The following is a 22,706-nucleotide window of genomic DNA, read 5'->3' as shown; positions in this document are numbered from 1 at the left end:
TGCATCATGGAAATTTGTTGATATTCACCTTCACGAAATCATAAAGCGTTTCTATTAGCAAATTTTTCTGATCATAATAGTTGTTCTCACATTTTTGATAGGCTTTATTTTTCCTCAATTCATTATTTGCTTTTATATAATTCTCAATGTTACCCACAACAGCATTCTCCCTGTATATTATCTCCTGTATATCTCTTGCTTCTCTAAGGGAGCTGGCCAGAGGGGCAAGTTTCAAAACATTTTCAATCAGATCGGTTACAGTGTCTAACTCAAAACACAATGCGACCCCGAAACTTTCATATTCTTCATAAGTTAACCACCTCATAATTGCCAGCGGACAAAATATTTCTGGGAGTAAATCTGAAAGTGTCTTAAAATATAACCAGCTCTCAGTCGGTCCCTGTATGTTGTAATGTATTTCTACCACATGCACGACTTTCGCTAAAGCGTTCTCCTTGTCTTTATACCGTCTGTAAATAAGTTCGGTCAACGTAAACCGCTCCTCGTCTATGCTTTTTAATGTGGCTGGAATGTCATAGTTGCTGTTGATCAGATGTTTCTGCGCAACATCCTTCGCAATACCAGTTTTGTTGAAGACAATCTGTAAGACTTCGTCCTTAAATATTATCTCAGCGGCATCAATGTCGCCATTTGTTTTTTCAAGGACGGTTAGCCCATGCGAAAAACCAATAGGGACGCGCTGCCTTAAAATGCCGATTTTCTGTTTGTTTATTTCCTTCATCGGGGTACTTCAAAATGTTTTGATGTAAAAATATACCAGACATGACGGTTATGAAAACATACAAAAAATGCAGGAGAATTACCTCCTGCATTTCAATGCTTTATCGATAGTATCTTACATGTACGGCTTCATCTCATCCTCAATATTCTGTCTCAGCGCCATTAACTTTTTCGCATAATTCTCAAGATCAATGCCTTCAGTGCTTTGTGGCGTCCATTTAGGGACCGGTACGGTCTTTCCATTATCATCAACTGCTGCGAACACCATTACACAGTGGGTGGTCTTCACCCGGTCTTTACGTCTTGGATTGCCTGCCTGCACATTGATAGCAATATGCATACTTGAATTGCCGGTGTAAATAACGGTAGCCGTGATCTCGACCATATCGCCAATGGAAATAGGCTTAAAGAAACGGATACCCCCAACATACACAGTTACGCAATACTGACCACTCCAGTTAGCTGCACACGCATATCCTGCCTGGTCAATCCATTTCATTACAGCGCCTCCATGTACTTTACCGCCGAAATTGACATCTGAAGGTTCCGCAAGAAAGCGAAGAGTAATAGTATTGCCGATTACATCAATCATAAGTAAATAGGTTTTGGACAGCTAAAATTAATACTCTTGTTGATTATCCTGCTGTTCTTCCTTCTTATTATTCTTACGTTTGAATAATTGGGTATCCATTTTACCAAAACGGTAGGATACATTCAATCTTAACTCGCGGGTAGCACGTTTACGGTATCTTTCCTGTTCGGAGAATTCAGTTGTCGTATAAGTCAGGTTGCGGTCGGTATTGAAGATGTCGTTCAATGCCAGGGACACTACCAGGTTCCTTTTCTTCAGGAATTCCTTACGTAGCGCAATGTCGGCTGAGTACTGAGCTGCTCTTTCTCCCTGTGGCAGGATCTGCTTTGATTCATAGTTACCGGTGATCTGCAGGGTCGAGTTCCATGGCAGTTTGGTATTACTGTTGATCTTACCGAACCAGATAAAACCCTGGTTACTAAGACTGTTCTGCAGGTTGCTGGCATTGATCTTTGTCTGTGCCAGGTTAAAGTTGGATGTGATGTCCCAGCCTTTCAGGATCTGGTTACGGACAGTGAATTCCGCACCATAGGCATTCCTTGTATCGGCATTGACAGGGTAGGACAATACAACCTTCTGCGTTACGCCGTTGATGGTGATGGTAGTATCTGTATAGAAATCAGTAATGGCCTTTTCCGTATTACGGAAATACAAGGATACCAGTACGTTATGTTTCCTGTTGAAGTCTTTCAGGTAACTCAGCTCGAACGAGTTAGTGAACTCCGGACGCAAAGCCGGGTTACCACGATTGGCGCTTTGGGCGGTGTACTCCAGGTTTGGTAACAGGTCGCGGAACCAGGGACGGCGTACACGGCGGCTATAGTTCAGCTGCAGCTCATGATCTCCTTTGAATTTCTGGGAGAGATACACGCTGGGAAACAAACTGATAGGATAATCTATTTTATAACTGTTCTTATTGATGCTTCTCATTTCACCATCATAGAAGGACTGCTCTGCACGCAGACCTCCCTGGTAACCAAAATTACCTACGGTTCCTGCGTAGCTCAGATAAGCAGCGTTGATCGTTTCAGAGTAGTGGTAGTCGTTAGACAGGGAAGAGTCTAATACGAAATCACCTGTAGAGAAATCCTTTCCATTGGTATTCAGCAGATTGTTGAACTTACGGGTAGTAGTACGTAAACCAGCTTCTATCTTGGAATGCTCGGTCAGCGGATTTACATAATCGATCTGACCGGTGATGTAAGTCGTATTGCCATGACCGCGACCATAACGTTCCTGTGGAATATTCGGCGAGTCAATAGGCTGGTGTGCCATACTATAATACTGTAATGAGTAATCGGAATTATCTTCCGAGGTAGCATAATTATAGTTAAAGTCGGCGGTCAGCTCATGTCCCTGCTTGGCGAAAGTATGTTTATAGCCGATCTGTGTGCTGTAGTTGCGGAAGTTATGATTCTCATTGTCGATACCGGTACCATATCGTATCTGCTGCTGTGCTTCATTCAGATCGAAAAGTTTCAGATCGCTATTATCTTTAAAATCGCCCGCCATAATACCCTGGGAAATGCTGAACGTATTACGGTTATCCATAAACCAGTCGAAGCCGACACGGCCGAACTGAAAACGACGGCCATTTTCACCTTCGTTATGCTGATCCAGGTAAGTCGTAGTGTCAGCACCGATATTCTTACGGAAGAGGTTTGAGCGGGCTTTACCCTGACGGCTTCTCAGATTGTAACTAAGAGACACGTTGAATTTCTCTCTGCGGATATTCAGGTCCATTCCTGCGTTGCCTCCGCCGAGCGTAGAAAGACCACCATTGATCTGTCCGTTGATGCCCGCCTTACGGTTCTTTTTCAGTACGATATTCAGGATACCGCTCACACCTTCAGCATCATATTTCGCAGAAGGGTTTGTTACTACTTCTACAGAAGCGATCGCATCGGCAGGTATCTGGTCCAGTGTCAGTGTGGTCGGACGGCCATCTACGAAGATGGTGGGAGAGCCGTTACGCACGCTGACGTTTCCATCAATATCAACATTCACAGAAGGCACCTGCTTTAGTACATCGGTTGCAGTACCGCCCACGCTGGAAATATTCTTATCAACGTTAAATACACGTTTGTCAATCGCCATCTGGAAAGTAGGTTTATCGCCTACTACTTCCACACCGGCCAGCGACCTCACGTTAGGGCTTATTTTGATATTACCAATATCTACATTATTATTTTTTCCTGTAAGTGAAATTGTTTTATAAACGGTTTCGTAACCAATGAAATTCACTTTCACAATATACTTGCCGTAAGCAACTTCCGGGAAATTAAAATCACCGTTAGGCTTTGATAACATCCCTGTAGCCACACTGGAATCTGCTGCGCGGAGCAGGGCGACTGAAGCGTATTCGATAGGAGAATTAGTTTTTGCATCAACGAGTTTTCCGTATAGGGAGCCATTACCAGCGGGTCCGTGCGCCGGTTGCTGAGCGTAAATAATAGAGAAGGATGAAAGTATCATCCCCAAACATAAAGCGACAATTTTCTGCATGATCCAAAGTACTTTTCTAATATTAGCCTGTAACTACCCATAAAAGTAGTCTGATTTAAAAAAAGATTGATCCATTAATGGATGAATGGCGGGAAGGGTTCCGTATCTTTACGGCGAACTGTTACCTTTCGAATCAATGCATTATGCCTGACGCTTACCAACCAGACTGGGACATCTATACCTGCCATATCGAAGATAAGCCGGCTATTATAGGCCTGGACCTGGACTTGCGGCGTTTTGCCCCCTTAAGTAAAAAGCCGTATGCCATCTTCGTATCAGTATATTTGAAAGATCCCCGCGCGGACGGCTTTCCGCAAGGGGATGAGTTCACCATGCTGGGAGAGATTGAAGACTGCCTGGTGCAACAGCTCGAAACTACGTTGCAGGCACATTTTGTTGGCCGTACTATGTCAAATGGAGTCAGGGATTTTTATTTTTACGCCGCTGGTACTTTGCTGCACGACAAATACATTGCTGATGCCATGATCCAGTTCCCTGATTATCAGTATGATTTCGGGGTAAAGGAAGACAAGACATGGGAGTTGTATTTCGATTTCCTCTTCCCGGATGTCCAGGAATTTCAGCGCATCCAGAACCGCAAAGTATTACGTACCTTGAAACAACATGGGGACATTGCCGAAAAAGCCCGCCTCATTGATCATTGGATCTATTTTTCTGCCGAAGCTGAACGCGAAATATACGGCCAGCAGGTGCAACGGTTAGGATTCGTCATAGAGGCCCGTCCGGTTGACGAAAAAGACCCTCAACCCTATGGATTAAGGCTTTCCCGTAACGACCGGACCGATGAGGAAAGCATTGACGCAGCGGTTATGCTGCTCTGGGAACTGGCCCAGGAAATGAACGCACGTTATGATGGGTGGGAAACTGTTATAGTGGCGCAATAATATTTAGTTAACTTATTACAACTGTTACATACTCTTTACGTTAAGTAAAGAGTAGCTTGCTTATTACTTCTAAGAAACGAGTGAGAAAATCGCCGAAAATATTAACTTATGTCTTGATCAGCTGTTGCCTGGCCTTTGGATTATTAAAGGCATATGGCAGCCCTGTCGGTAACGAAACAGCCCGTATTTCTATCACCCGCGATACAGTAGTTCCGGTAGTACCCTCCGTCCCGGTCAGTCCTGTTCCGGATGATACGATCTTCCCGATCATTCCCCACATCCCATCAGTACCCATCGTTCCGACCAATCCCGGCGATACCATAGTACCCGGAGATGTGATCCTGGAAGGAGATACGATCCCCGTATCAAAGAAGTATTCCAATTCCTGGTTCGGCCGTATGCGGGCCTACCGCGATTCCCTGCGTAACAAACAATACCGGGATTCGCTCATCAGGAAAGTGACCCGGCAAAATGTTCCGGAACCGGGAATGGACAGCAGCATCATCAAAAGTGAACAATACTTCAAACCGTTTACAGGAAAGGTGATCCGCGATATCTACTACCGCCGCGTAAACGTGTTTGGTCCCAGCAATATCAAGGATACCACCTTCTCTACTTCCATGAAGCTGGTACATCTGGCTAACCGCCTTCACTTTAACTCAGAAGAATGGGTCATACGGCAGCTGCTCTTTTTCAGGCAGAACGATACGCTCAATCCTTACGAGATGTCGGACAATGAACGTTATATCCGTAGCCGGCCCTTCATACAGGATGCCCGCTTGTATATCATTAATACAGGGGCTTCAGAAGATTCTATCGACCTCCTTGTTGTGACTAAAGACGTATTCGAGTACGGTTTTGACCTGTCCAGGCTCAGTACCTCCGGTGTGAGGGCCAGCGTATCTAACGATAACCTCTTCGGTGCAGGACAAGGTATCAGGATCGGCGGGTCCTGGAGCGACAGTGATAACCCGCCCTTCGGTTCGCAGGTCAGGTACACTAAAACAAACCTGTTGGGCTCATTTATTGACTTCTCAGGCGGTTATACCACTTTGAACAATATCAATACACTGGATTCGGGCACTTATGAAGGGACATATTATGTTGCGTTCGACAGACCGCTCTACAAAAGTGGGGCGACCTGGCTGGGAGGCTTGAATTTCAGTACTAACTACTCGATTAACGTGTCTAATCGTCCGGATACACTGTACCGCGACTACCGGTATAATATTCTCGACGTGTGGGGTGGTTTCAACTTTCTGAAACAGGACAGCCGCAATCCCGATTCGCGCAAACCTAACCTCGCGTTCCTGGTCCGGCATTTCAACCTGCTGTTCTCGAAAAAGCCGTTCCAGGAGATCTATAAGCTGGACCCCGTCTATAATAACCATCGCTTTTACCTCGGACAGGTCGTCACCTTCCGGCAGGAATTCTTCAAAACAAGCCATTTCTTTGGGTTCGGTAGAACGGAGGATATTCCGCTGGGGTACACCGCGTCCGCCACTGCGGGATGGGAAACCTGGAAAGGACGCACACGCGCATATGTAGGCGTAGAGGCCGAGAAATTCTGGGTAACGAATGGGAAAGGTATCCTCTCGGGAGCATTGGGAATCAGTACTTTCTATCAGGGTAAGTCGGAAGATGCGGTGCTCCATGCCAGGGTAGAATACTATAGCCGGGCTTTCAGGTTTGCAGGTGGCAAGCTTCGCCAGTTCCTTTATGCAGACTATGTCTGCAATCCTAACAGTTACTTCTATCGCCCGCTGAATATTAACCGGGACCTCGGTGTGTGGGGGTACAGAGATGTTCCGTTAAGTGGTTATGAGCGATTGAATGTCAGATCAGAAACCACCTATTACAGTCCCCTGAAGGTCTTTGGTTTCAAGTTTAATTTCTTCTCGACCATCCAGGCCTCGCAGCTCGATTATAAAGACAAAGGCTCCCTGTTTAACAACCCCATTTTCGCAGGTTTCGGATTGGGTATGAAAATAAAGAACGAAAACCTGTCTCTCAATACCTTGCGATTATCAGCCAACTATTACCCCAACGCCCCTTCGCCGATGAAGTCCGTTTTCTGGGAAGCGACCACCACTGTCGACTTCCGCTTCAACATCTTCGCGTTAAGAGCACCGGCCTTCTTACAGTTCAAGTGATTTCCTGATCTTAATGATGACCATTTTTGATGTGGGCGTATTGCTTTTGTCGGCAACACTGTTAAGCGGTACCAGCGCATTTGCTTCAGGGAAGTAGGTTGCTGTACACTTCTCAGGAATATCGTACGCCACTACCAGGAATTTATGTACGATCCTTTCTACACCTTCAAAGTTATTGATCAGATCTACTACATCACTGGGCTTAAGTCCGGCGGCCCGCATGTCCTTCGCGTTCATGAGTATCACCCTTCTTTCCTGATAAATACCACGGTAGCGGTCGTCCAGGCCATAAATGGTAGTATTGAACTGATCGTGGCTGCGGATGGTCATCATCATGTACTCATCTGCCGCCAGTCGTTGAACAGTCACTCCGGCGACATTGAAATTCGCCTTACCAGTGTTGGTATTGAAACGTCCTTCACGTGCATTGTTAGGCAGGTAAAAACCACCGGGATGCCTTACACGATTATTATAATTATTAAAGCCGGGGATTACTTTTTCAATATCCTGACGGATGTAGTCATAATGCCTGGTATAATGTTGCCAGTTCACCTTAGAGCGCTCACCGAGTGTGGCTTGTGCCAGTCTGCACACAATAACAGGTTCGCTTAACAGGTGAGAAGAAACGGGCGGCAGGTTGCCTTTGGACATCTGGATAACACCCATGGAATTCTCACAGGTCACAAATTGTTTCTGGTCTTCCTGGATATCAAGATCACTACGCCCGAGCGTAGGTAGGATGATGGCTTCCTTGCCATGTACCAGGTGACTACGGTTCAGTTTAGTGGAGACATGTACCGTCAGGGAACAATTTTGCAGCGCTTCAGCGGTTACTTTTGTGTCTGGTGTTGCAGACAGGAAATTACCGCCCAGGGCAAAGAACACACGCGCTTTACCATCACGCATAGCGCGGATCGCATTCACAGTATCATAACCATGTTTCCGCGGAGGTTCGAACCCGTATACTGATTCTATCTTATTAAGCAATGCATCAGAAGGCTTCTCAAAGATCCCCATGGTACGATCGCCCTGTACATTACTATGCCCGCGAACCGGACACGTGCCAGCACCTTCTTTGCCGATACTTCCTTTCAGCAACAGGAGGTTCACAACCTCTTTGATCGTATCAACGGCATTTTTATGTTGTGTCAATCCCATGGCCCAACAGGCGACGATCTTCTTTTTATGCATCAGTATAGATGCGGCCTCGCGGATCTGTTCTATGGGAATACCACAGGCATCGGAAAGTGTGTCCAGTTGTTGTTGCCGGATGTGACGCAGATATTCTTCATAGCCGCTTGTATTGGAGCCAATGAAGTCATGGTCAAACACAGTTCCCGGATGGCGTTCTTCCTCCTCCAGCAAGAGCAGTGCGATAGCCTGCAGCAATGCCATATCCCCATTGATCTTCACCTGCAGGAACAGGTCGGTCAGCTGGGTTTTGATATGCAGCATGCCCTTGACCGTCTGTGGATTCAGAAAGTTAAGTAGTCCCGTTTCAGGAAGGGGGTTCACAGAAATGATCGTCGCTCCGTTCGCCTTTGCTTTTTGGAGCGCACTTAGCATCCGGGGATGATTAGTACCGGGATTCTGTCCGAGAATAATGATCACCTCAGCCTTATACAGATCATCCAGCGTTACAGAACCTTTACCTATGCCCACCGTTTCAGAAAGTGCTACACCACTGGATTCATGGCACATATTGGAACAGTCGGGCAGGTTGTTCGTGCCGAATTCCCTTACGAATAACTGATAAAGGAAAGCCGCTTCATTACTGGTGCGGCCGGAAGTATAAAAAATGGCTTCGTCCGGAGAAGCCAGTGCATTCAGATGTTCAGCTACTTTGTTAAACGCATATTCCCAGGACACCGGTTCATAGTGCGTAGCTCCTTTGGCAAGATATACAGGTTGCGCTACACGGCCCTTTTTACCTATTTCATAATCGGTCAGCGCAGCCAGTTCTGCCACACTATGCTTTGCAAAAAAAGCAGCGTCCAGCTTTTTGCTGGTAGCTTCTTCGGCAATTGCTTTTGCTCCGTTCTCACAATATTCTCCAATAGCCGAGCGATCATCGTCAGGATCGGGCCAGGCACAACCCGGACAGTCAAAACCATCTTTCTGGTTCAGTTTCAACAGCGCCTTCATGCCGCGCATAGCGTCCATTTCATCCAGGATGTGTTTCACGCTGGATACCACAGCAGGAATGCCTGCCGCCACTGTCTTAGGTTTGCCCAGGCGGACATGCCCTGTAAAATGCTCGGGATTCTGAGAAGGGTCTGTGGTGTTATGCTGATCCATTTGTAGTAAGTCATTTGAGATTCGTGAGTGATCCGACAGCTACTCTGTGTTCACCTGTATATATATTAAACCTTTGCTGGCGCAGGAACCCGATCAAAGTAATGTCCCATTCACGGGCCATCTTCACCGCCATTCCTGAAGGAGCGCCTACTGCGGCGATCACCTTAATACCAGCTACTGCGGCTTTCTGGATCAGTTCAAAACCCGCACGGCCGCTCAGTAATAAGATGTATGGCTGCATAGGGAAGAGCTGTTGCTGCAAAGAAGCGCCGATTAGTTTGTCCACCGCATTATGCCGTCCGATATCTTCCCGCATCAATAGTAACGTGGATGACTGATCGAATAACGCCGCTGCATGTATACCTCCGGTATCGTCAAAAAGCTGTTGCTGCTTGCGGAGCAGGTCAGGCAAACGGAGTATCAGTTCTGTTGGCCATGCAGGAACGGTCTGTGCAGATGCCTGCACTTCAACAGTAGTATAAATAGCCGCCAGGTCTGTTTTTCCACAGACGCCGCATCCGGCATTTGATATGAAATTACGTTGTGTGGTTTTCAGTACAGGAGTGACATCTTCGTGCAGGCTTACCTGTACCATATTGGTGACGTCACTGTCGGAGCTGATAGCTTTGATATCCTTTTCGGACCGGATGATCCCTTCTGTAAACAGAAAGCCTGTGGCCAGTTCAGCGTCCTGGCCGGGAGTACGCATAGTAACTGAAATGCTCTGTTGCTGCCTGTTGGCCATCGGACCGTAGATCAATTGTATCTCAAGCGGTTCTTCGGCAGCCAATGCATCTTCCGAGGCAGTAACAGTTGTATCCTGTACTCTTGTTATCCGTGTATAAGAAATAGCAGGGTTTAGCATGGAGTAAAGTTACATAAAATAAGGTGCGAACACACCGCTTACTCAGGAGCGGTTGTGCAGTTCGGTAGTCCCGGCTGTATTAACGAAGTAGCTGATATCCCTGATGGTTTCAGAGAAAATAACAGCAGGAACATCCCGAAGGGCTAATGGCTCGCCTTCCTTGTAAAAGTTGATCATATCCGTAAGAACGGTCTCTTCCTCTTTCCTGTCGGCAAAGAAGTTGACCCTGATATCCCAGTCGGTCAGTTGTATATAGGGAATGTATGCCCAATTGTGCTGGGCCTTTTGTCGCAATGTCCAGCCTCTTTGCGTGATGACGTTTTTAAACTTCTGCTTATTAAGTACCTGTGAAGCAAAACGTGAAGAGTAGAAACCATCCGCCAGTTCTACATTGTTAGGGGTAAAGATCTCACGGTCCACCTGCTTGAATGGCTGATCTATATGACGCTGATCGAGGAAGTTCCGCCATGCTTTTACTGTTTTGGCCGGTTCATTCATAGGATGCCACAGGCTTACAGCTGTCTCTTCGGTGACGGTCAACGGTTTGCCTGTACAATCAATAAAAAGCCCATCCAGGTAGTACCCGGTCGTAAGCAGACCATTTGTATTGAACTTCCAGATCAGCCGTGTGGTCAGTGTCCTGACAAGGGGATGATCGAGGTAATAGATCTTCCAGTGACTGTAGGGCCACGGGGTCATACGCATGAATGCCCGTTCTATCCGGGCGCTGTTGTTGATCAATGCCTGATCTATCTCTCTGGTTAATCTCTTGAATTCCATTCCGGGAGCAAACCAGGCATGCGGCCCCTTTGCCGGTTTACCGTCCCGTTCCCAGGAAACGGTTGACTTACCGGTATTGCCAATCGCATACACACCTATCAGGTCCGTTCCTATCTGTACACGGACCGTCCCTTCCTTATTCAAACCGTAATCGGGTACAATGTATTCCTCCAGTTCGTATAAAGGAATGTCGTGTTCCTCCGCCAGTTCATGTAATATCTTATCAATGCTTTTCAGGATGCCTGCATGTCTTATCAAAGAGCGGAATCTGCTGATCCGCGTCAGGGCTTCCCTGAAAGGCAGAAAGGTCAGGGCATAGATACAGGCCGTACCGGTTTTGGCCGACAATGGGCCAATGCCTTCCTTTTTCTTATATGCCCATAAAGCATAAGGTTCCAGTATATCCAGCAACGCTTTGTTGTCGGGAATGGCGCTGCACCATATAACGGCTTTTAGCATGTTATGATTGATAGCGCTCAGAAAATCAATATCATAGTCAACGAAACTGTGATCGCGTCCCTCATGGATCCTCATCAGCAAACCGTGAGAAAAGGAGATCCAGTCCTTCAGTTTTGCAATGAAATGTTCGGCATTGATACGCCCCACCAGTTCCTTAGCCTTCTTCCACCATTTACGGTTCGGCGCACTGCCTTCACCTACGTTCAGGCAATGATCCACGAAGGCTGTCCAGTATTCTCTCTGCCGTGTGCTTTTAATATTGGAAAGGAATTCAATAACGATGATCCCGAGGGAGTCCCGGCGGCTGATAAGCAATTCCGGACCACCATGCAGCAGGATATCTATCTGGATATTGACCTTGTCTGCCGCAACACTCAGCGTTTTCTTCTCTGAGGTGTCCAGCAGTTCAAGACAATGGCGCAGGGTATCGGTCACGCCTTTTTTGCTGATCTTGGCCTGGATGACATTGAGCAGTTCCTGTTTGGGAAACCACCAGTCGCTGCTACGCTTTAAAGTCGTTTCATGCCATTGGAAAATAATATGGAAGCATTGCTCATCGGAAGTGTATACTGACAGATACTTGATAAGCCCTGCGGTGTCCAGTGCTTCAGGTAACTTATCTGCCTGTATTTTCCCGATCCAGAAGTCAGTAAATTGCATAGCTTCATAATGTAGAGGTGTAACAATGAGGGTATCGCACTACCCAATTTATGTAAAAAACAGGTATTAAAAAAAATGAAGCCCGGGCTACAGCTGAATTGGGCAGGGAAATTGTTCTAATAAAGGAGATTAAAATTTCTGTACTTTCGACATATAAAAAGAACCTAAAATATGCGCTGGCAAAACAGAAGACTAAGCGACAATGTAGAAGATCGCCGCGGTGGCGGTGGTGGCATCCGGACCATTGGTATCGGAGGAGGCATTGGCGGTATTATTATCGTGGTATTGGCATTGTTATTCAACCAGGACCCGCAACAGGCGTTACAATCCGTTCAGCAGGGCAATGGCGGAGCGCCTCAGTCACAATCCCAGACCGTTACCGGTAACAGTGACGAAATTTCACGCTTTGCCTCCACTGTACTGGCAGATACTGAAGAAGTCTGGCATGAGTTGTTTTCCCAGATGAATAAGAACTACAAAGATGCAGGTATGGTATTGTACACCGACTACAACCAATCCGGTTGTGGCGCCGCACAAGCTGCTATGGGCCCGTTCTATTGTCCTGCAGATGAAAAGGTATACCTGGACCTGAACTTCTTTACCGAGATGGAACAAAGGTTTAAGGTAGCGGGCGACTTTGCCATGGCTTATGTCATTGCACATGAAGTTGGCCATCATGTACAGAACCTGCTCGGTACCAGCCGCAAAGTACAATCTATGCGTTCACAACTGAGTGAGCGTGAATACAATAAATTGTCTGTAATGCTGGAACTACAGGCTGATTTCCTGGCAGGTGTATGGGCGCATCATGCACAGAAAAAGCATAATATCCTGGAGCCGGGTGATATCGAAGAAGCCTTAAACGCCGCCAGCGCTGTTGGAGATGATGCCTTGCAGAAAGCGTCCCAGGGACGTGTAGTTCCGGATGCATTCACACATGGCACTTCAGCACAGCGTGTACGTTGGTTCAAGAAAGGTTTTGAAACAGGTGATATCAGACAGGGAGATACATTTAACGCTGCTGATCTGTAATCAGTTGAATATTCTTATACAGGCCGTATCCTTACCGGGTACGGCTTTTTTATTTCCAGCTGTTCAGCGCAGTTTCATTATACGCCTGATTATCTTTCACTATAATGGTATAACCGCGGCCCGGAGTTTCATCCTCAGCAGATAATGGTAAAGTAAAGTGAAAGCTGGTACCTTTTCCCGCAACGCTGTGGAACCAGATCCTGCCCTTATTACGTTCTATGAAATCTTTCGATAAGGGTAGTCCCAAACCACATCCTTTTTCATTCCGCGTGCCATTGGTAGAGTAGTAAATATTGGAGAACACTTTCGTCTGATCTGCTGTAGCGATGCCCAATCCGTCATCTTCTACGATCAGTTCTATTTTATCCGGCAACAGCAGGTAGTTGACGTTGACAGTTCCGTTTTCAGGGGTGAACTTGATCGCATTACTGATCAGGTTCCTGAGTACCAGGCGGATCATATCCGGATCGGCATAGACCATCAACCGGCGATGCAGTGCATGCGTCAGCGTTATTTCCTTTTGTTTGGCGAGTGATTGCAGCAGTTCAAATTCACTGTTCAGGATCGTGCTGATATCAAAATCATCCGGCGTAACATGAATACCCTTCATCTGGCTACTGGCCCATTGAAGCAGGTTGTCCATCATGTAAGCAGTGTTCTTCATGTCCCGCCAAAGCTCGTGAGAGAAGATCCTGAATTGCTCTTCCGACATCTTATCGTCCCTTAACAGAAAGAGCAATCCTTCCAGGATGGCCAGCGGAGAACGCAGGTCGTGGGAAATAACAGAGAAGATCTTATCCTTTACCTGGTTACCGCTCTCCAGGGCGGCATTCTGCTCCATGATGATCTTATTCTGTTCCTGTACTTGTATATTGCGATGGTTTAACTGTCTGTACAGGTCCTGCTGACGCCTGTACATGAGGTACAACACCGCAGTGATCACAAAAAGCCCCAGCAATAACATTGTACAGAAAACCACCAGGATACGTTGTTGTTTGATAGTAGCCAGGTGCAGTTGCTGCTCTTTCCGGAGCAGTTTATTCTCATGTTGCTTCTTTTCAGACTCGTATTTTTCTTTGGTATTGGCGATGAACTTCGACTTCTCCAGGCTGAACATCTCTTCACTCATCATGCTGAATTGCTTATAGTTAGCCAGTGCTGCCGCATAATTTCCACGCGCAGAATCCAGCGTCGCCATGTTCTTATGATAGATCAGCTTATTTTTCGCATTCTGGATATGACTGTTCAGCCTCGCCGCTTCTGCAAGCTCCTGCTCGGCTTCTTCATACCTATGCAGCATGGTCTTGGTGAACCCGATATTCAGATGAGCTTTCACCATACCGTTCATATTATCCGCTTCCTGATAGTACTGTTCCGAGATCTCAAAATAGGGTAGGGCGATGCCGTATTTTTCCAGCTGCGTATAAACCAACCCAATATTTTCATAGGTAACGGCCAGCCCGGCATGGTCGTTCAGTGATAATTTGATCTTTTCCGATTCCAGCAGAAAATACAGTGCGGAATCCGGTTTATTCAGGCGGATATATCCTGATCCGATACTATTCAGCGTCCTCGCGATCTCGGCCGGCTGTCCCAGGGCCTGTTTAATACGTAATGCCTTCCGCTGGTAACGCAAGGCCTGCCTGGGTTGGTTCTGTTCCACCAGGATGTTGCCGATATCGGTGTTTAAAACGCCTTCCGCATGTTTATCCTTTAATTCTTCAGCGAGTTTCAGGGCCTTGATAGTCAGGTCCAGTTGTTTTTCCAGGTTACCCCTGATGTTCTCAGCGAGGGCCAGATTGCGGGTGGCCCACATGGTCCCCGTTTTAAAATGGAGGCTGTCACTAAGCCATAACGCTTCCCGGGCGTACTGTTCTGTTTGAAGGAGGTTTTTGGGGAAGGACCTACGGCTTGACTCGTTCAGTAAACGAACGCGAACGGTGTCCTTCGCGGGGTGTTGCTGTAGTTCATTTGTCTGGGCAAAAACACTGGTATTCAATGTGCATAGCAAAGCCAGATATATAACAGTATATAAATTACGTCGAACAATCCGCATTGAGAGTCTAGTTGTCGGCACAAACGATCTTTAAGGGTAACCTGAATGCTGGCGCTAAAGTAAATAAAAAAAAGGATGCAAGTTTTCAAAATCCGAAATATTATGAATCGTTGTATCTTTCGGGATGTAACGATACTTATGTAAGGAGTATTCCGGTAGCCGATTGATATCTATGAACTTTGGAAAGAATAAATCTTACATTGGCAATGATTTTAAATAGATTATCTGATATATGAAACCGACAGTAACAATAGAATATTGCCCTAAATGCGGATGGCTGATGCGGGCGGCATGGATGGCACAGGAACTGCTGACCACCTTCGCAGACGATATATATAGCCTTACCTTACAGCCCAGCGAGGTGAATGGCAGTTATATCATCTACGTGGACGGTGTAGCGCTGATCAACCGGAAGGAACTGGGACATTTCCCTGAAATAAAAGAAGTTAAGCAGCTGATCAGGGATAAAGTGGCCCCGGAAAAGAGCCTGGGACATAGTGACAGAAAGTAGTATAAAAGTTGTTTCTTTGCAACCCGGATGAGTATGCAAAGGACCATATTTTTTACTATAGCAATGCTGGCGTTAGGCCAGGACCTGATAGCGCAACAGCAAGGAAAGGATACAATACAAGGCGTTGTAACCGATACCACCGTAGTGCATAAGCGTAGTTTCTTTCCGCTGCCGGTATTGGGCTATTCGCCCGAGAAAGGTTTGGAGATCGGCGCGGCTATGTTGTATTCTTTCTACACTTCTAAAGATCCTGTACTACGCAATTCCACAATTAACCTCATTCCGTCAATCACGACAGAGAAACAGCTTAAAATAGACCTGAAAACGGATATCTGGACTGATGCCAATAACTGGCATTTTAAGAGTAACCTCCGGTATCACGACTTCCCTATTAACTTCTACGGACTGGGAGATACTACCCGTAAGGCCGGAGCAACACTGCTCGATAACAGGCGGTATAAAGTACAGCTGGAGGCTGAAAAACGTGTAGGCGGACATTTTTACGCTGGGCTGTCCCTGTTGTTCCAACAGGACGATTATTCAGCGCGTGATCAGAAAGGCGTTTATCCCGGTATGTCATTGATTGACAAAGATGGCGGTTATGTTACCTTCATTGGCGCTACCGGCATCTTCGATAACAGGGATAACCAGAACTATACACGTACCGGTACCTGGTTACGTTTGAATATATCCTATGCACCGGGATTCCTCAGTAAACATGAGCTATGGAAAATAGATGGCCAGCTGCGTCATTTCATCCCCATTTCTCCTAAGAGCACAGTAGGTTTCAACGGATTATTCAATTCATTACAGGGAAGCCGTTTACCGTTTTACCTGTTGCCCGAAATGGGGAACGATCTCATGATGAGAGGATATTACAGTGGCAGGTACCGCGATCAGAACTACCTGGCCGGACAGGTAGAATACCGTTATTTCCTGGACCCGAAGATCCCTATCAATATCTGGTTCGTACATATGCAACCTAAATTTGCACTGGCAGTATTTGGCGGTTCCGGTGCGGTATTCAACAATAAGGATATTGCCATGTCACACTTTAAACCCAGTTATGGCATTGGCGGACGCTGGTTTTACGACGAAGGCGCCCGGCTTACCATCCGTATCGACTATGCATGGGGCGAAAAACGTTCCGGAGAACAGCGTCAGTCTGGTTTATACCTGTCTCTCGCCGAAGCATTTTAGTATTGCCATCCCCGTTATTGGGCATATAAATTGTGAACCTATACACGTTATAGATCAATCAAGCTAGTAATTCAAACAATCCGTTATGAAACCAAAAACAGCCCTATTGGCTGCGCTATGCGCTGTCATTTCTGTGCCCGCAACCCAGGCTCAGAGTATTAAACCTACGTCCAAGTTTTACGTAAAGATCGCCGGAGGCTACTATTTCAGTGTGTTTCCGGGACAATTCCCAAAGGTCGGCAGCTATCAGCCGCATGATCAGCACCTGGAATACAATCCTGCAACTGAATCGTCCACGTCTGTCTCCGAAAAGGTGCTAACCGGATCTTATGGCGCTGGTGGGAGGGGAGGACTCTCCTTCGGCTGGAACATCAACCGTTATATTGCTGTTGAAGGAACGTTCAACTATTACCGGAGCAAGAAAAATCTGATGACACGTGAAGTCACCACGATGGCCGGTAGCAATCAGACGCTCGGTAAAATTGAATCACATGGTTATGTAGACGCCATCGATTTTGCGCCAGGTGTTGTAGTCAGCCCGGGACTGGAAAAAGTAAATCCTTACGTTCGTTTTGGTATGGTCGTGCCGTTATGGGGCAACCTGAAGATCGAAACAGACGCCAGTCGCAGCGGGTCTGCGGTAGTAGCCGGACAAACCGTTCTGACGCAAACAACGATCCACAGGAATGAAACTGTCAAGCCAAATGTTACCCTCGGCTTCCAGGGGGCACTCGGCGTTGCTTTCCCGGTGTCTGAAAGGTTTGACATTTTTGTTGAAGCCGAATACAGGAACATTCCTGTAAGAAGCAAGGAAAAAGAAGTGACCAGTTATGATGAAGCAATCGCGCTGCTGAATCCTGCCAATGGCACTGTGATCTCTACACAACGTCGCGCTTTGGGCGACCTGTCGACGGCCGAGCGACATACAAAATATGTGACGACACTGGATCAGAGCTCCAACACACCGGTAAGCCAACAAGGTGCAACAGTTACTTATAAGCATGACGACCAGCCTTCAAATGACCTGAAGTCCTACATCAACATTGGTGGTTTAGGCGCTAATGCAGGCCTCAAATGGAAGTTCTAGCACTGACAAGACTGTTGACCAAAGCTAACAATGATCTTTCCAGTTCAGGATCGGTAACATTTCCCTGAGGGTCCATTTTTGTACGTACCAGCGGGATAATCAGTTTATATTCCTCCTGTATGCTTGCCGTCATCACATTCAGCGTCTGTACGAGCGATGCGTGGGCTTTATCGCCACCGGTAACCAGCGGGGACGCGCTGATCACGCCAGTAGGTTTATGTACAAATTCCCCGGAGGAAACAAGCCAGTCCAAAGCATTTTTCAGCACGCCCGGAACGCCAAAAGCATATTCGGGTGTGCTGAATATAACCGCATCAGCGTCGCGTACCAGGTTTCTGAAAGAAAGCACGGAATCAATGGGAGTGGAGCCTTCCGTATCAAGCTCCGGACTGAAATAGGGCAGTTTGTCCAGGCCATCATAGACCGTTAGCTGAACGTTTGCCGGAGCGATCGCAGCAATGGCTCTGAGCAAGGCTGTATTGGACGAAGAACTTCTTAAACTGCCTGATATTCCTAATATTCTGACTGTCATCCCTTGATTTTTTCGTAAATTTGTAGTTGAAAATTCTCTGTTTTAAAGCCCCGGAATTTCCCAAATTGATTGCCCAAAACAAGATTTAATCTTCAGACAAACGATGTAATTCCAGGCTTTAAAAGTTCGCTTTATCGACGAATTATTGAAGCATAGATCAGCCTAAAACAGACTGTTTATTTTAGCAAGCTGCTAATCTAATTGTTATATCCGGACCAGGAAAACCATTCATCCATAAGCTGATATTTGAATGAAATCCCTATGTTAAAACTGAATGAAAATGGCTGAAAGCTGTTTAGCGATAAATCCCTAAATTACTTCTTAAACACAGCGCTATGGCCAATTTATACGATATCTTCCCTTATTTTATTTCATCCGTATAAGACTTATAATTTATATTATGTTAAATAGGCTATAAGTCAGAATAAGCTCAATTCTCTTCTATTTGTTCTTCCTGGATTATCATATTTAAACAGACTTCTAATCGCTTTACAAGGCTTTAAACTGATGCAGATACTTCTTTATAAAACAACGCCTATACATATGGCTCAAATATCTTTCTCTCCACGGATGATTTTAATATAATTTTCTCCTCAATCATATGGCGATCAAGTCCACCTCATGTCCACCTTAACTCCATGTATGCTTCACGTATAAAGCCGCCATACGACTACCTTTCGGCATGTATACGCCACTGATCTCCTATGTAAGGTCCTGGCATGAGAAAATAATATCAGAATGGACTTCCGAAGAACCGTCTATCCCCGACCTTCCCATCGCCTGTTTTGCCGAACAAGGTCGCCGTTTTCAGAAAATCCCAACACCTGGCCGTTGTAGTTTCGTTGGTCATAATTTACCTCTTTACTGTCGTTATTAAGGTTTGCCATAAACAGGCATATCTCGTATCTCATGTTGAATGTAGCCCTGTGATCTCGCCCGTTAGGAATTGTAGAATTCAAGCAAACAGATGTGAAATTCATAGCCTTGCATCTCTCCTGCTGATTTTCAATCCTTCGCAAGCCTTACTCTAAGCATTCACTATAAGTATATAATTATCAATAAATTAAGCTACTATTCTTTGCCCTTACAAATCACGGATATACCGCTCCTTCAACAAATACTTGAAGCCCTGGCACCTTTAACGCCGGGGTCGCTCCCCGAACATTTACAATCACATAGCGGTTATAATAATCACATTTCCTGGTCCTCCAGGATCTCTAATGATTGCCTTCCTTTAGTATATGACATGTGAACAGATCCCATTCAAACCGTCTAAAAAGTAACGCCATGACAACACCGCACATGCCTGGCCGCAGACAGTTCATTAAAGATGCCGCCCTTGCCACAGGCGGACTCGTGATCGCTTTTACCGTACCAGCTATTGGCCGTAAAAAACGATTACTAAGTAAAGAGGAACTTCCTTCAGATAATCTGAATGCAGTACCTCCTAATGCATTTCTCAGGATCGGTACAGACAATACCGTCACCATCACCTTATCCCATTGCGAACTGGGACAAGGCATCTCTACTTCGCTCGCCATGCTGATTGCGGAAGAACTGGATGCAGACTGGAAGCAAATAAAAGTGGAAGACGCTCCCGCTGCCGTGATCTATTACCATACCATCTATGGCACGCAGCGCACAGGTGGCTCTACAAGCCTGTTATCTGAATTTGACCGTTACCGCATTGCCGGAGCTACTGCGCGTGCCATGCTGGTGCAGACTGCCGCTAAACGTTTACAGGTGGATGCAAAAGATTGCAGGACCGAAGACGGCTACGTTATTTCGGGCGATAAAAAACTAAGCTACGGTGAGCTGGCTGAAGAAGCCGCAACTTTATCTGTCCCCACTGATGTTGGGCTGAAAGACCCTGACAACTGGAAGTTCATCGGTAAGGGTGTTAAACGGCTGGACACTCCTGCTAAAGTAACCGGTGAAGCTATCTTTGGAATGGATATCCAATTTCCGGGCATGCTGACTGCCGTTGTAGCCCGCGAGCCTGTTCCCGGGGCCAAAGTAAAAACATATAACGCTACAGCTACCATGGCCGTTCCCGGTGTGCGCCAGGTTGTTGCTGTACCCAGTGGTATAGCTGTACTGGCAGATAATTACTGGGCCGCCAGAAAGGGCCGTGATAAACTGAAAATTGACTGGGACCTCGGACAGGCCGTTCGTATCAACAGCGATACCCTGCTGGCTGAGTTCAAACAACGTGCAAACGAAGGCGGCCTCGTTGCTACCAATGCAGGCAATCCTGACAGTATCTTCCCGAACGCAGCGCATGTCGTGGAAGTTGAATACTTCCAACCCTTCCTCGCACACGCGCCTATGGAACCCTTGAATTGTACAGTAAAGTTAACTGCTGATAAATGTGAGATCTGGACTGGCACTCAAACAGTAACAGACGATCAACACGCAGCTGCGGAAATAACAGGATTACCCTTAGATAAAGTCTTCATCCATATGCAGTTCCTGGGCGGTTCCTTTGGACGAAGGAACATCACACGGTCTGATTTTGTACGTGAAGGCGTAGAAGTCGCTAAAGCCTCCGGCAAAGTCGTAAAGACCGTCTGGACCCGGGAAGACGATATAGAAGGCGGCAGGTACCGTCCCGCATTCCTCCACCGGTTCAAGATCGGGCTGGATCATAGCGGCATGCCTATTGCCTGGAAACAGGTCACTGTCGGGCAGTCCGTTATGACAGGCGGCCCTTTTGAAAAACTAGCCGTTATCAATGGCGTTGATCAATACTCCATTGAGGGCATGCATACTGCCGTGTATGTAAAAAGTATCCGCGACCAGCGGATTGAAGTCAATACGCCTGTCTGGCCAATTACTATAGACAACTGGAGGGCCGTAGGACTGAGCCATACCATTTTCGCAATGGAAAGCCTGGTTGATGAATTAGCTCATGCCACTAAAAAAGATCCCGTAGCATATCGCCGTATGTTGTATAAAGATTCACCCCGCTTATTGAACGTACTGGAGGTAGCAGCAGAAAAATGTAAATGGGACCAACAACTGCCTGCCGGACGTGGACGAGGTATTGCCGTGTCTGAAGCAATGGGTAGTTTTGTAGCTGTAGTGGCGGAAGTATCTGTTACAAAGTATGGCCAGCTGCAGGTTCATAAGGTGACCTGCGTTGTCGACTGTGGTACGGCTGTCAATCCTGATGGCGTCCTGGCGCAAATGGACAGCAATATCCTATTTGGGCTGTCAACTACTCTATACAGTGAAATCACTTTTAAAGCGGGAAGAGTACAACAACATAGTTTCACCGACTATAGAGTGATGCGTATCAATGAAACACCCGAAATAGAAACGTTTATTCTCCCCAGTAAAGAAAAACCCGGAGGCGTTGGCGAAGCTGCCACCGGTCAGATCATGCCTGCTCTAACAAATGCAATATTTGCCGCAACCGGCAAACGTATCAGGTCATTGCCTTTAATGAATCACGAACTGCATGGGGAATCCCCCCGTCCGGAAGTGCATCTGGAAAAGGCGGGCGTTTGATACCAGACAGTGAAAAAAGGTCCCTGTTATTATAACGTGGGACCTTTTTTTATGCCCTGCTTCAGGAGAATTTGATCTTATCCCACAGTTTGTTTTTCACCACCTGCTCAATTACCATATCATGATAGTTCCTGCTGATAGGTATCTTGTCTGATTGAATAAAGATCTCATTCCCTTCAATACTTTCGATCTTATTGATAGAAACGATATAAGATTTATGTACCCGTATGAAAGCCTTCCTGTCCAGGTTTTCCTCGAGGTTCTTCAGGTACAGTAATGTCATGTATTTACCCTTGCGTGTATAGATGGTAACATAGTTCTGCATGCCCTGCACATACAGGATATCATCGAAATAGATCTTCTCGTATTTGCTGCCGCATTTGATGAAGAAATAGTCTTCTTCCCTGTCAGGTTTATAGTTGTCAGCCTGCGTGTTTTTATTAAGCAGCTGGTAATAGTCCTTCACTTTATTCGCAGCTTTAAAGAAACGGTCAAACGTGATCGGTTTCAACAGATAGTCCATTACATTCAACTGAAACCCTTCCAGTGCATAACTGGGGAATGCTGTAGTAATAATAACCATGGGCGGCTTCTGAACGATCTTCAGAAAATCCAGTCCATTCATTTTCGGCATCTGGATATCCAGGAAGATCAGGTCTACCGGATGCTGGTCCAGTACTTTGATCAGTTCAACCGGATTGGTACAGGTATCGACCAGATGAAGGAAATCCACCTCTCTCACATAATTCGAAAGGCCTTCCCTGGCCAGCGGTTCATCATCGGTAATTACACAGTTCATCATCATAAGGTGTTATTG

General features: G+C 46.3%; 16 protein-coding genes. 7 read left to right on the top strand and 9 right to left on the bottom strand.

The features are described from left to right. Positions 1 to 4: 4 nt before the first annotated feature. The 3 genes from C7475_RS02310 to C7475_RS02300 all read right to left on the bottom strand — a co-directional run bounded on the left by C7475_RS02310 (position 5) and on the right by C7475_RS02300 (position 3,838). Positions 5 to 742: a hypothetical protein gene (locus C7475_RS02310; protein WP_110050627.1), complete on the bottom strand. Its 738-nt coding sequence runs from the start codon at positions 740 to 742 to the stop codon at positions 5 to 7. A gap of 114 nt (positions 743 to 856) precedes the next feature. Continuing rightward, a complete protein-coding gene (locus tag C7475_RS02305) occupies positions 857 to 1,333 on the bottom strand; it encodes an acyl-CoA thioesterase (RefSeq protein WP_110050625.1) in 477 nt (158 codons plus the stop codon). A gap of 27 nt (positions 1,334 to 1,360) precedes the next feature. Then, the gene (locus C7475_RS02300; RefSeq protein ID WP_110050623.1) at positions 1,361 to 3,838 is read right to left on the bottom strand and encodes an outer membrane beta-barrel family protein; all 2,478 of its coding nucleotides are present in this window, start codon (positions 3,836 to 3,838) and stop codon (positions 1,361 to 1,363) included. Positions 3,839 to 3,981: 143 nt separating this feature from the next. Between C7475_RS02300 and C7475_RS02295 the strand changes: the two genes are divergently transcribed. Continuing rightward, a complete protein-coding gene (locus C7475_RS02295; protein ID WP_158286395.1) occupies positions 3,982 to 4,743 on the top strand; it encodes a DUF695 domain-containing protein in 762 nt (253 codons plus the stop codon). A gap of 113 nt (positions 4,744 to 4,856) precedes the next feature. Continuing rightward, positions 4,857 to 6,896 carry a hypothetical protein gene (locus C7475_RS02290; protein ID WP_110050619.1) on the top strand — a complete coding sequence of 680 codons (2,040 nt, stop codon included), beginning with the start codon at positions 4,857 to 4,859 and terminating at the stop codon, positions 6,894 to 6,896. Here C7475_RS02290 and C7475_RS02285 read toward each other — a convergent pair. The 3 genes from C7475_RS02285 to C7475_RS02275 are packed head-to-tail and all read right to left on the bottom strand — an operon-like array spanning position 6,882 to position 11,958. After that, complete coding sequence (locus C7475_RS02285; RefSeq protein ID WP_110050617.1) at positions 6,882 to 9,194, bottom strand: FdhF/YdeP family oxidoreductase; 2,313 nt, start codon at positions 9,192 to 9,194, stop codon at positions 6,882 to 6,884. The genes C7475_RS02290 and C7475_RS02285 overlap by 15 nt on opposite strands. A 10-nt stretch (positions 9,195 to 9,204) precedes the next feature. After that, the gene (fdhD, locus tag C7475_RS02280) at positions 9,205 to 10,059 is read right to left on the bottom strand and encodes a formate dehydrogenase accessory sulfurtransferase FdhD (RefSeq protein WP_110050615.1); all 855 of its coding nucleotides are present in this window, start codon (positions 10,057 to 10,059) and stop codon (positions 9,205 to 9,207) included. Between the two features lie 42 nt (positions 10,060 to 10,101). Continuing rightward, positions 10,102 to 11,958, bottom strand: coding sequence for a DUF4132 domain-containing protein (locus C7475_RS02275; protein WP_110050612.1), 1,857 nt, complete (start codon positions 11,956 to 11,958; stop codon positions 10,102 to 10,104). A gap of 171 nt (positions 11,959 to 12,129) precedes the next feature. Between C7475_RS02275 and C7475_RS02270 the strand changes: the two genes are divergently transcribed. Further along, positions 12,130 to 12,990, top strand: a complete 861-nt coding sequence (locus C7475_RS02270; RefSeq protein WP_110050610.1) for a neutral zinc metallopeptidase — start codon at positions 12,130 to 12,132, stop codon at positions 12,988 to 12,990. A 49-nt stretch (positions 12,991 to 13,039) separates the two neighbouring features. On the opposite strand, the gene C7475_RS02265 is transcribed toward C7475_RS02270, so the two are convergent. Beyond that, on the bottom strand, positions 13,040 to 15,046 hold the full coding sequence (locus C7475_RS02265) for a tetratricopeptide repeat-containing sensor histidine kinase (RefSeq protein WP_110050608.1): 2,007 nt from the start codon (positions 15,044 to 15,046) through the stop codon (positions 13,040 to 13,042). Between the two features lie 232 nt (positions 15,047 to 15,278). Here C7475_RS02265 and C7475_RS02260 point away from each other — a divergent pair, with 232 nt between their 5' ends. From C7475_RS02260 to C7475_RS02250, 3 genes are all read left to right on the top strand, one after another. Continuing rightward, on the top strand, positions 15,279 to 15,557 hold the full coding sequence (locus C7475_RS02260; protein ID WP_110050606.1) for a SelT/SelW/SelH family protein: 279 nt from the start codon (positions 15,279 to 15,281) through the stop codon (positions 15,555 to 15,557). Between the two features lie 33 nt (positions 15,558 to 15,590). Then, positions 15,591 to 16,757 carry a polymerase gene (locus C7475_RS02255; RefSeq protein WP_146217441.1) on the top strand — a complete coding sequence of 389 codons (1,167 nt, stop codon included), beginning with the start codon at positions 15,591 to 15,593 and terminating at the stop codon, positions 16,755 to 16,757. Between the two features lie 85 nt (positions 16,758 to 16,842). Beyond that, the gene (locus tag C7475_RS02250) at positions 16,843 to 17,844 is read left to right on the top strand and encodes an outer membrane beta-barrel protein (RefSeq protein WP_110050602.1); all 1,002 of its coding nucleotides are present in this window, start codon (positions 16,843 to 16,845) and stop codon (positions 17,842 to 17,844) included. Here C7475_RS02250 and C7475_RS02245 read toward each other — a convergent pair. Further along, positions 17,828 to 18,376 carry an NADPH-dependent FMN reductase gene (locus C7475_RS02245; RefSeq protein WP_110050600.1) on the bottom strand — a complete coding sequence of 183 codons (549 nt, stop codon included), beginning with the start codon at positions 18,374 to 18,376 and terminating at the stop codon, positions 17,828 to 17,830. The two genes, C7475_RS02250 and C7475_RS02245, sit on opposite strands and share 17 nt — an antisense overlap. A 1,287-nt stretch (positions 18,377 to 19,663) precedes the next feature. Between C7475_RS02245 and C7475_RS02240 the strand changes: the two genes are divergently transcribed. Beyond that, positions 19,664 to 21,889, top strand: coding sequence for a xanthine dehydrogenase family protein molybdopterin-binding subunit (locus C7475_RS02240; RefSeq protein WP_110050598.1), 2,226 nt, complete (start codon positions 19,664 to 19,666; stop codon positions 21,887 to 21,889). A gap of 61 nt (positions 21,890 to 21,950) precedes the next feature. On the opposite strand, the gene C7475_RS02235 is transcribed toward C7475_RS02240, so the two are convergent. After that, a complete protein-coding gene (locus tag C7475_RS02235; protein WP_233259745.1) occupies positions 21,951 to 22,694 on the bottom strand; it encodes a LytTR family DNA-binding domain-containing protein in 744 nt (247 codons plus the stop codon). Between the last annotated feature and the right edge of the window lie 12 nt (positions 22,695 to 22,706).

It is taken from the genome of Chitinophaga sp. S165, assembly GCF_003182155.1.
In the GTDB taxonomy this organism is placed as follows: domain Bacteria; phylum Bacteroidota; class Bacteroidia; order Chitinophagales; family Chitinophagaceae; genus Chitinophaga.
The sequence above is the reverse complement of the archived record's forward strand: the minus strand, read 5'-3'. Positions and strand labels throughout refer to the sequence as shown.

Bases quoted from the DNA above. Each gene is read 5' to 3' on its own strand.
- C7475_RS02285 (WP_110050617.1), bottom strand. From the start codon at position 9,194: ATGGATCAGCATAACACCACAGACCCTTCTCAGAATCCCGAGCATTTT.
- C7475_RS02295 (WP_158286395.1), top strand. From the start codon at position 3,982: ATGCCTGACGCTTACCAACCAGACTGGGACATCTATACCTGCCATATC.
- C7475_RS02260 (WP_110050606.1), top strand. From the start codon at position 15,279: ATGAAACCGACAGTAACAATAGAATATTGCCCTAAATGCGGATGGCTG.
- C7475_RS02265 (WP_110050608.1), bottom strand. From the start codon at position 15,046: ATGCGGATTGTTCGACGTAATTTATATACTGTTATATATCTGGCTTTG.
- fdhD (WP_110050615.1), bottom strand. From the start codon at position 10,059: ATGCTAAACCCTGCTATTTCTTATACACGGATAACAAGAGTACAGGAT.
- C7475_RS02275 (WP_110050612.1), bottom strand. From the start codon at position 11,958: ATGCAATTTACTGACTTCTGGATCGGGAAAATACAGGCAGATAAGTTA.
- C7475_RS02245 (WP_110050600.1), bottom strand. From the start codon at position 18,376: ATGACAGTCAGAATATTAGGAATATCAGGCAGTTTAAGAAGTTCTTCG.
- C7475_RS02250 (WP_110050602.1), top strand. From the start codon at position 16,843: ATGAAACCAAAAACAGCCCTATTGGCTGCGCTATGCGCTGTCATTTCT.
- C7475_RS02240 (WP_110050598.1), top strand. From the start codon at position 19,664: ATGACAACACCGCACATGCCTGGCCGCAGACAGTTCATTAAAGATGCC.
- C7475_RS02310 (WP_110050627.1), bottom strand. From the start codon at position 742: ATGAAGGAAATAAACAAACAGAAAATCGGCATTTTAAGGCAGCGCGTC.
- C7475_RS02235 (WP_233259745.1), bottom strand. From the start codon at position 22,694: ATGATGATGAACTGTGTAATTACCGATGATGAACCGCTGGCCAGGGAA.
- C7475_RS02300 (WP_110050623.1), bottom strand. From the start codon at position 3,838: ATGCAGAAAATTGTCGCTTTATGTTTGGGGATGATACTTTCATCCTTC.
- C7475_RS02270 (WP_110050610.1), top strand. From the start codon at position 12,130: ATGCGCTGGCAAAACAGAAGACTAAGCGACAATGTAGAAGATCGCCGC.
- C7475_RS02305 (WP_110050625.1), bottom strand. From the start codon at position 1,333: ATGATTGATGTAATCGGCAATACTATTACTCTTCGCTTTCTTGCGGAA.
- C7475_RS02255 (WP_146217441.1), top strand. From the start codon at position 15,591: ATGCAAAGGACCATATTTTTTACTATAGCAATGCTGGCGTTAGGCCAG.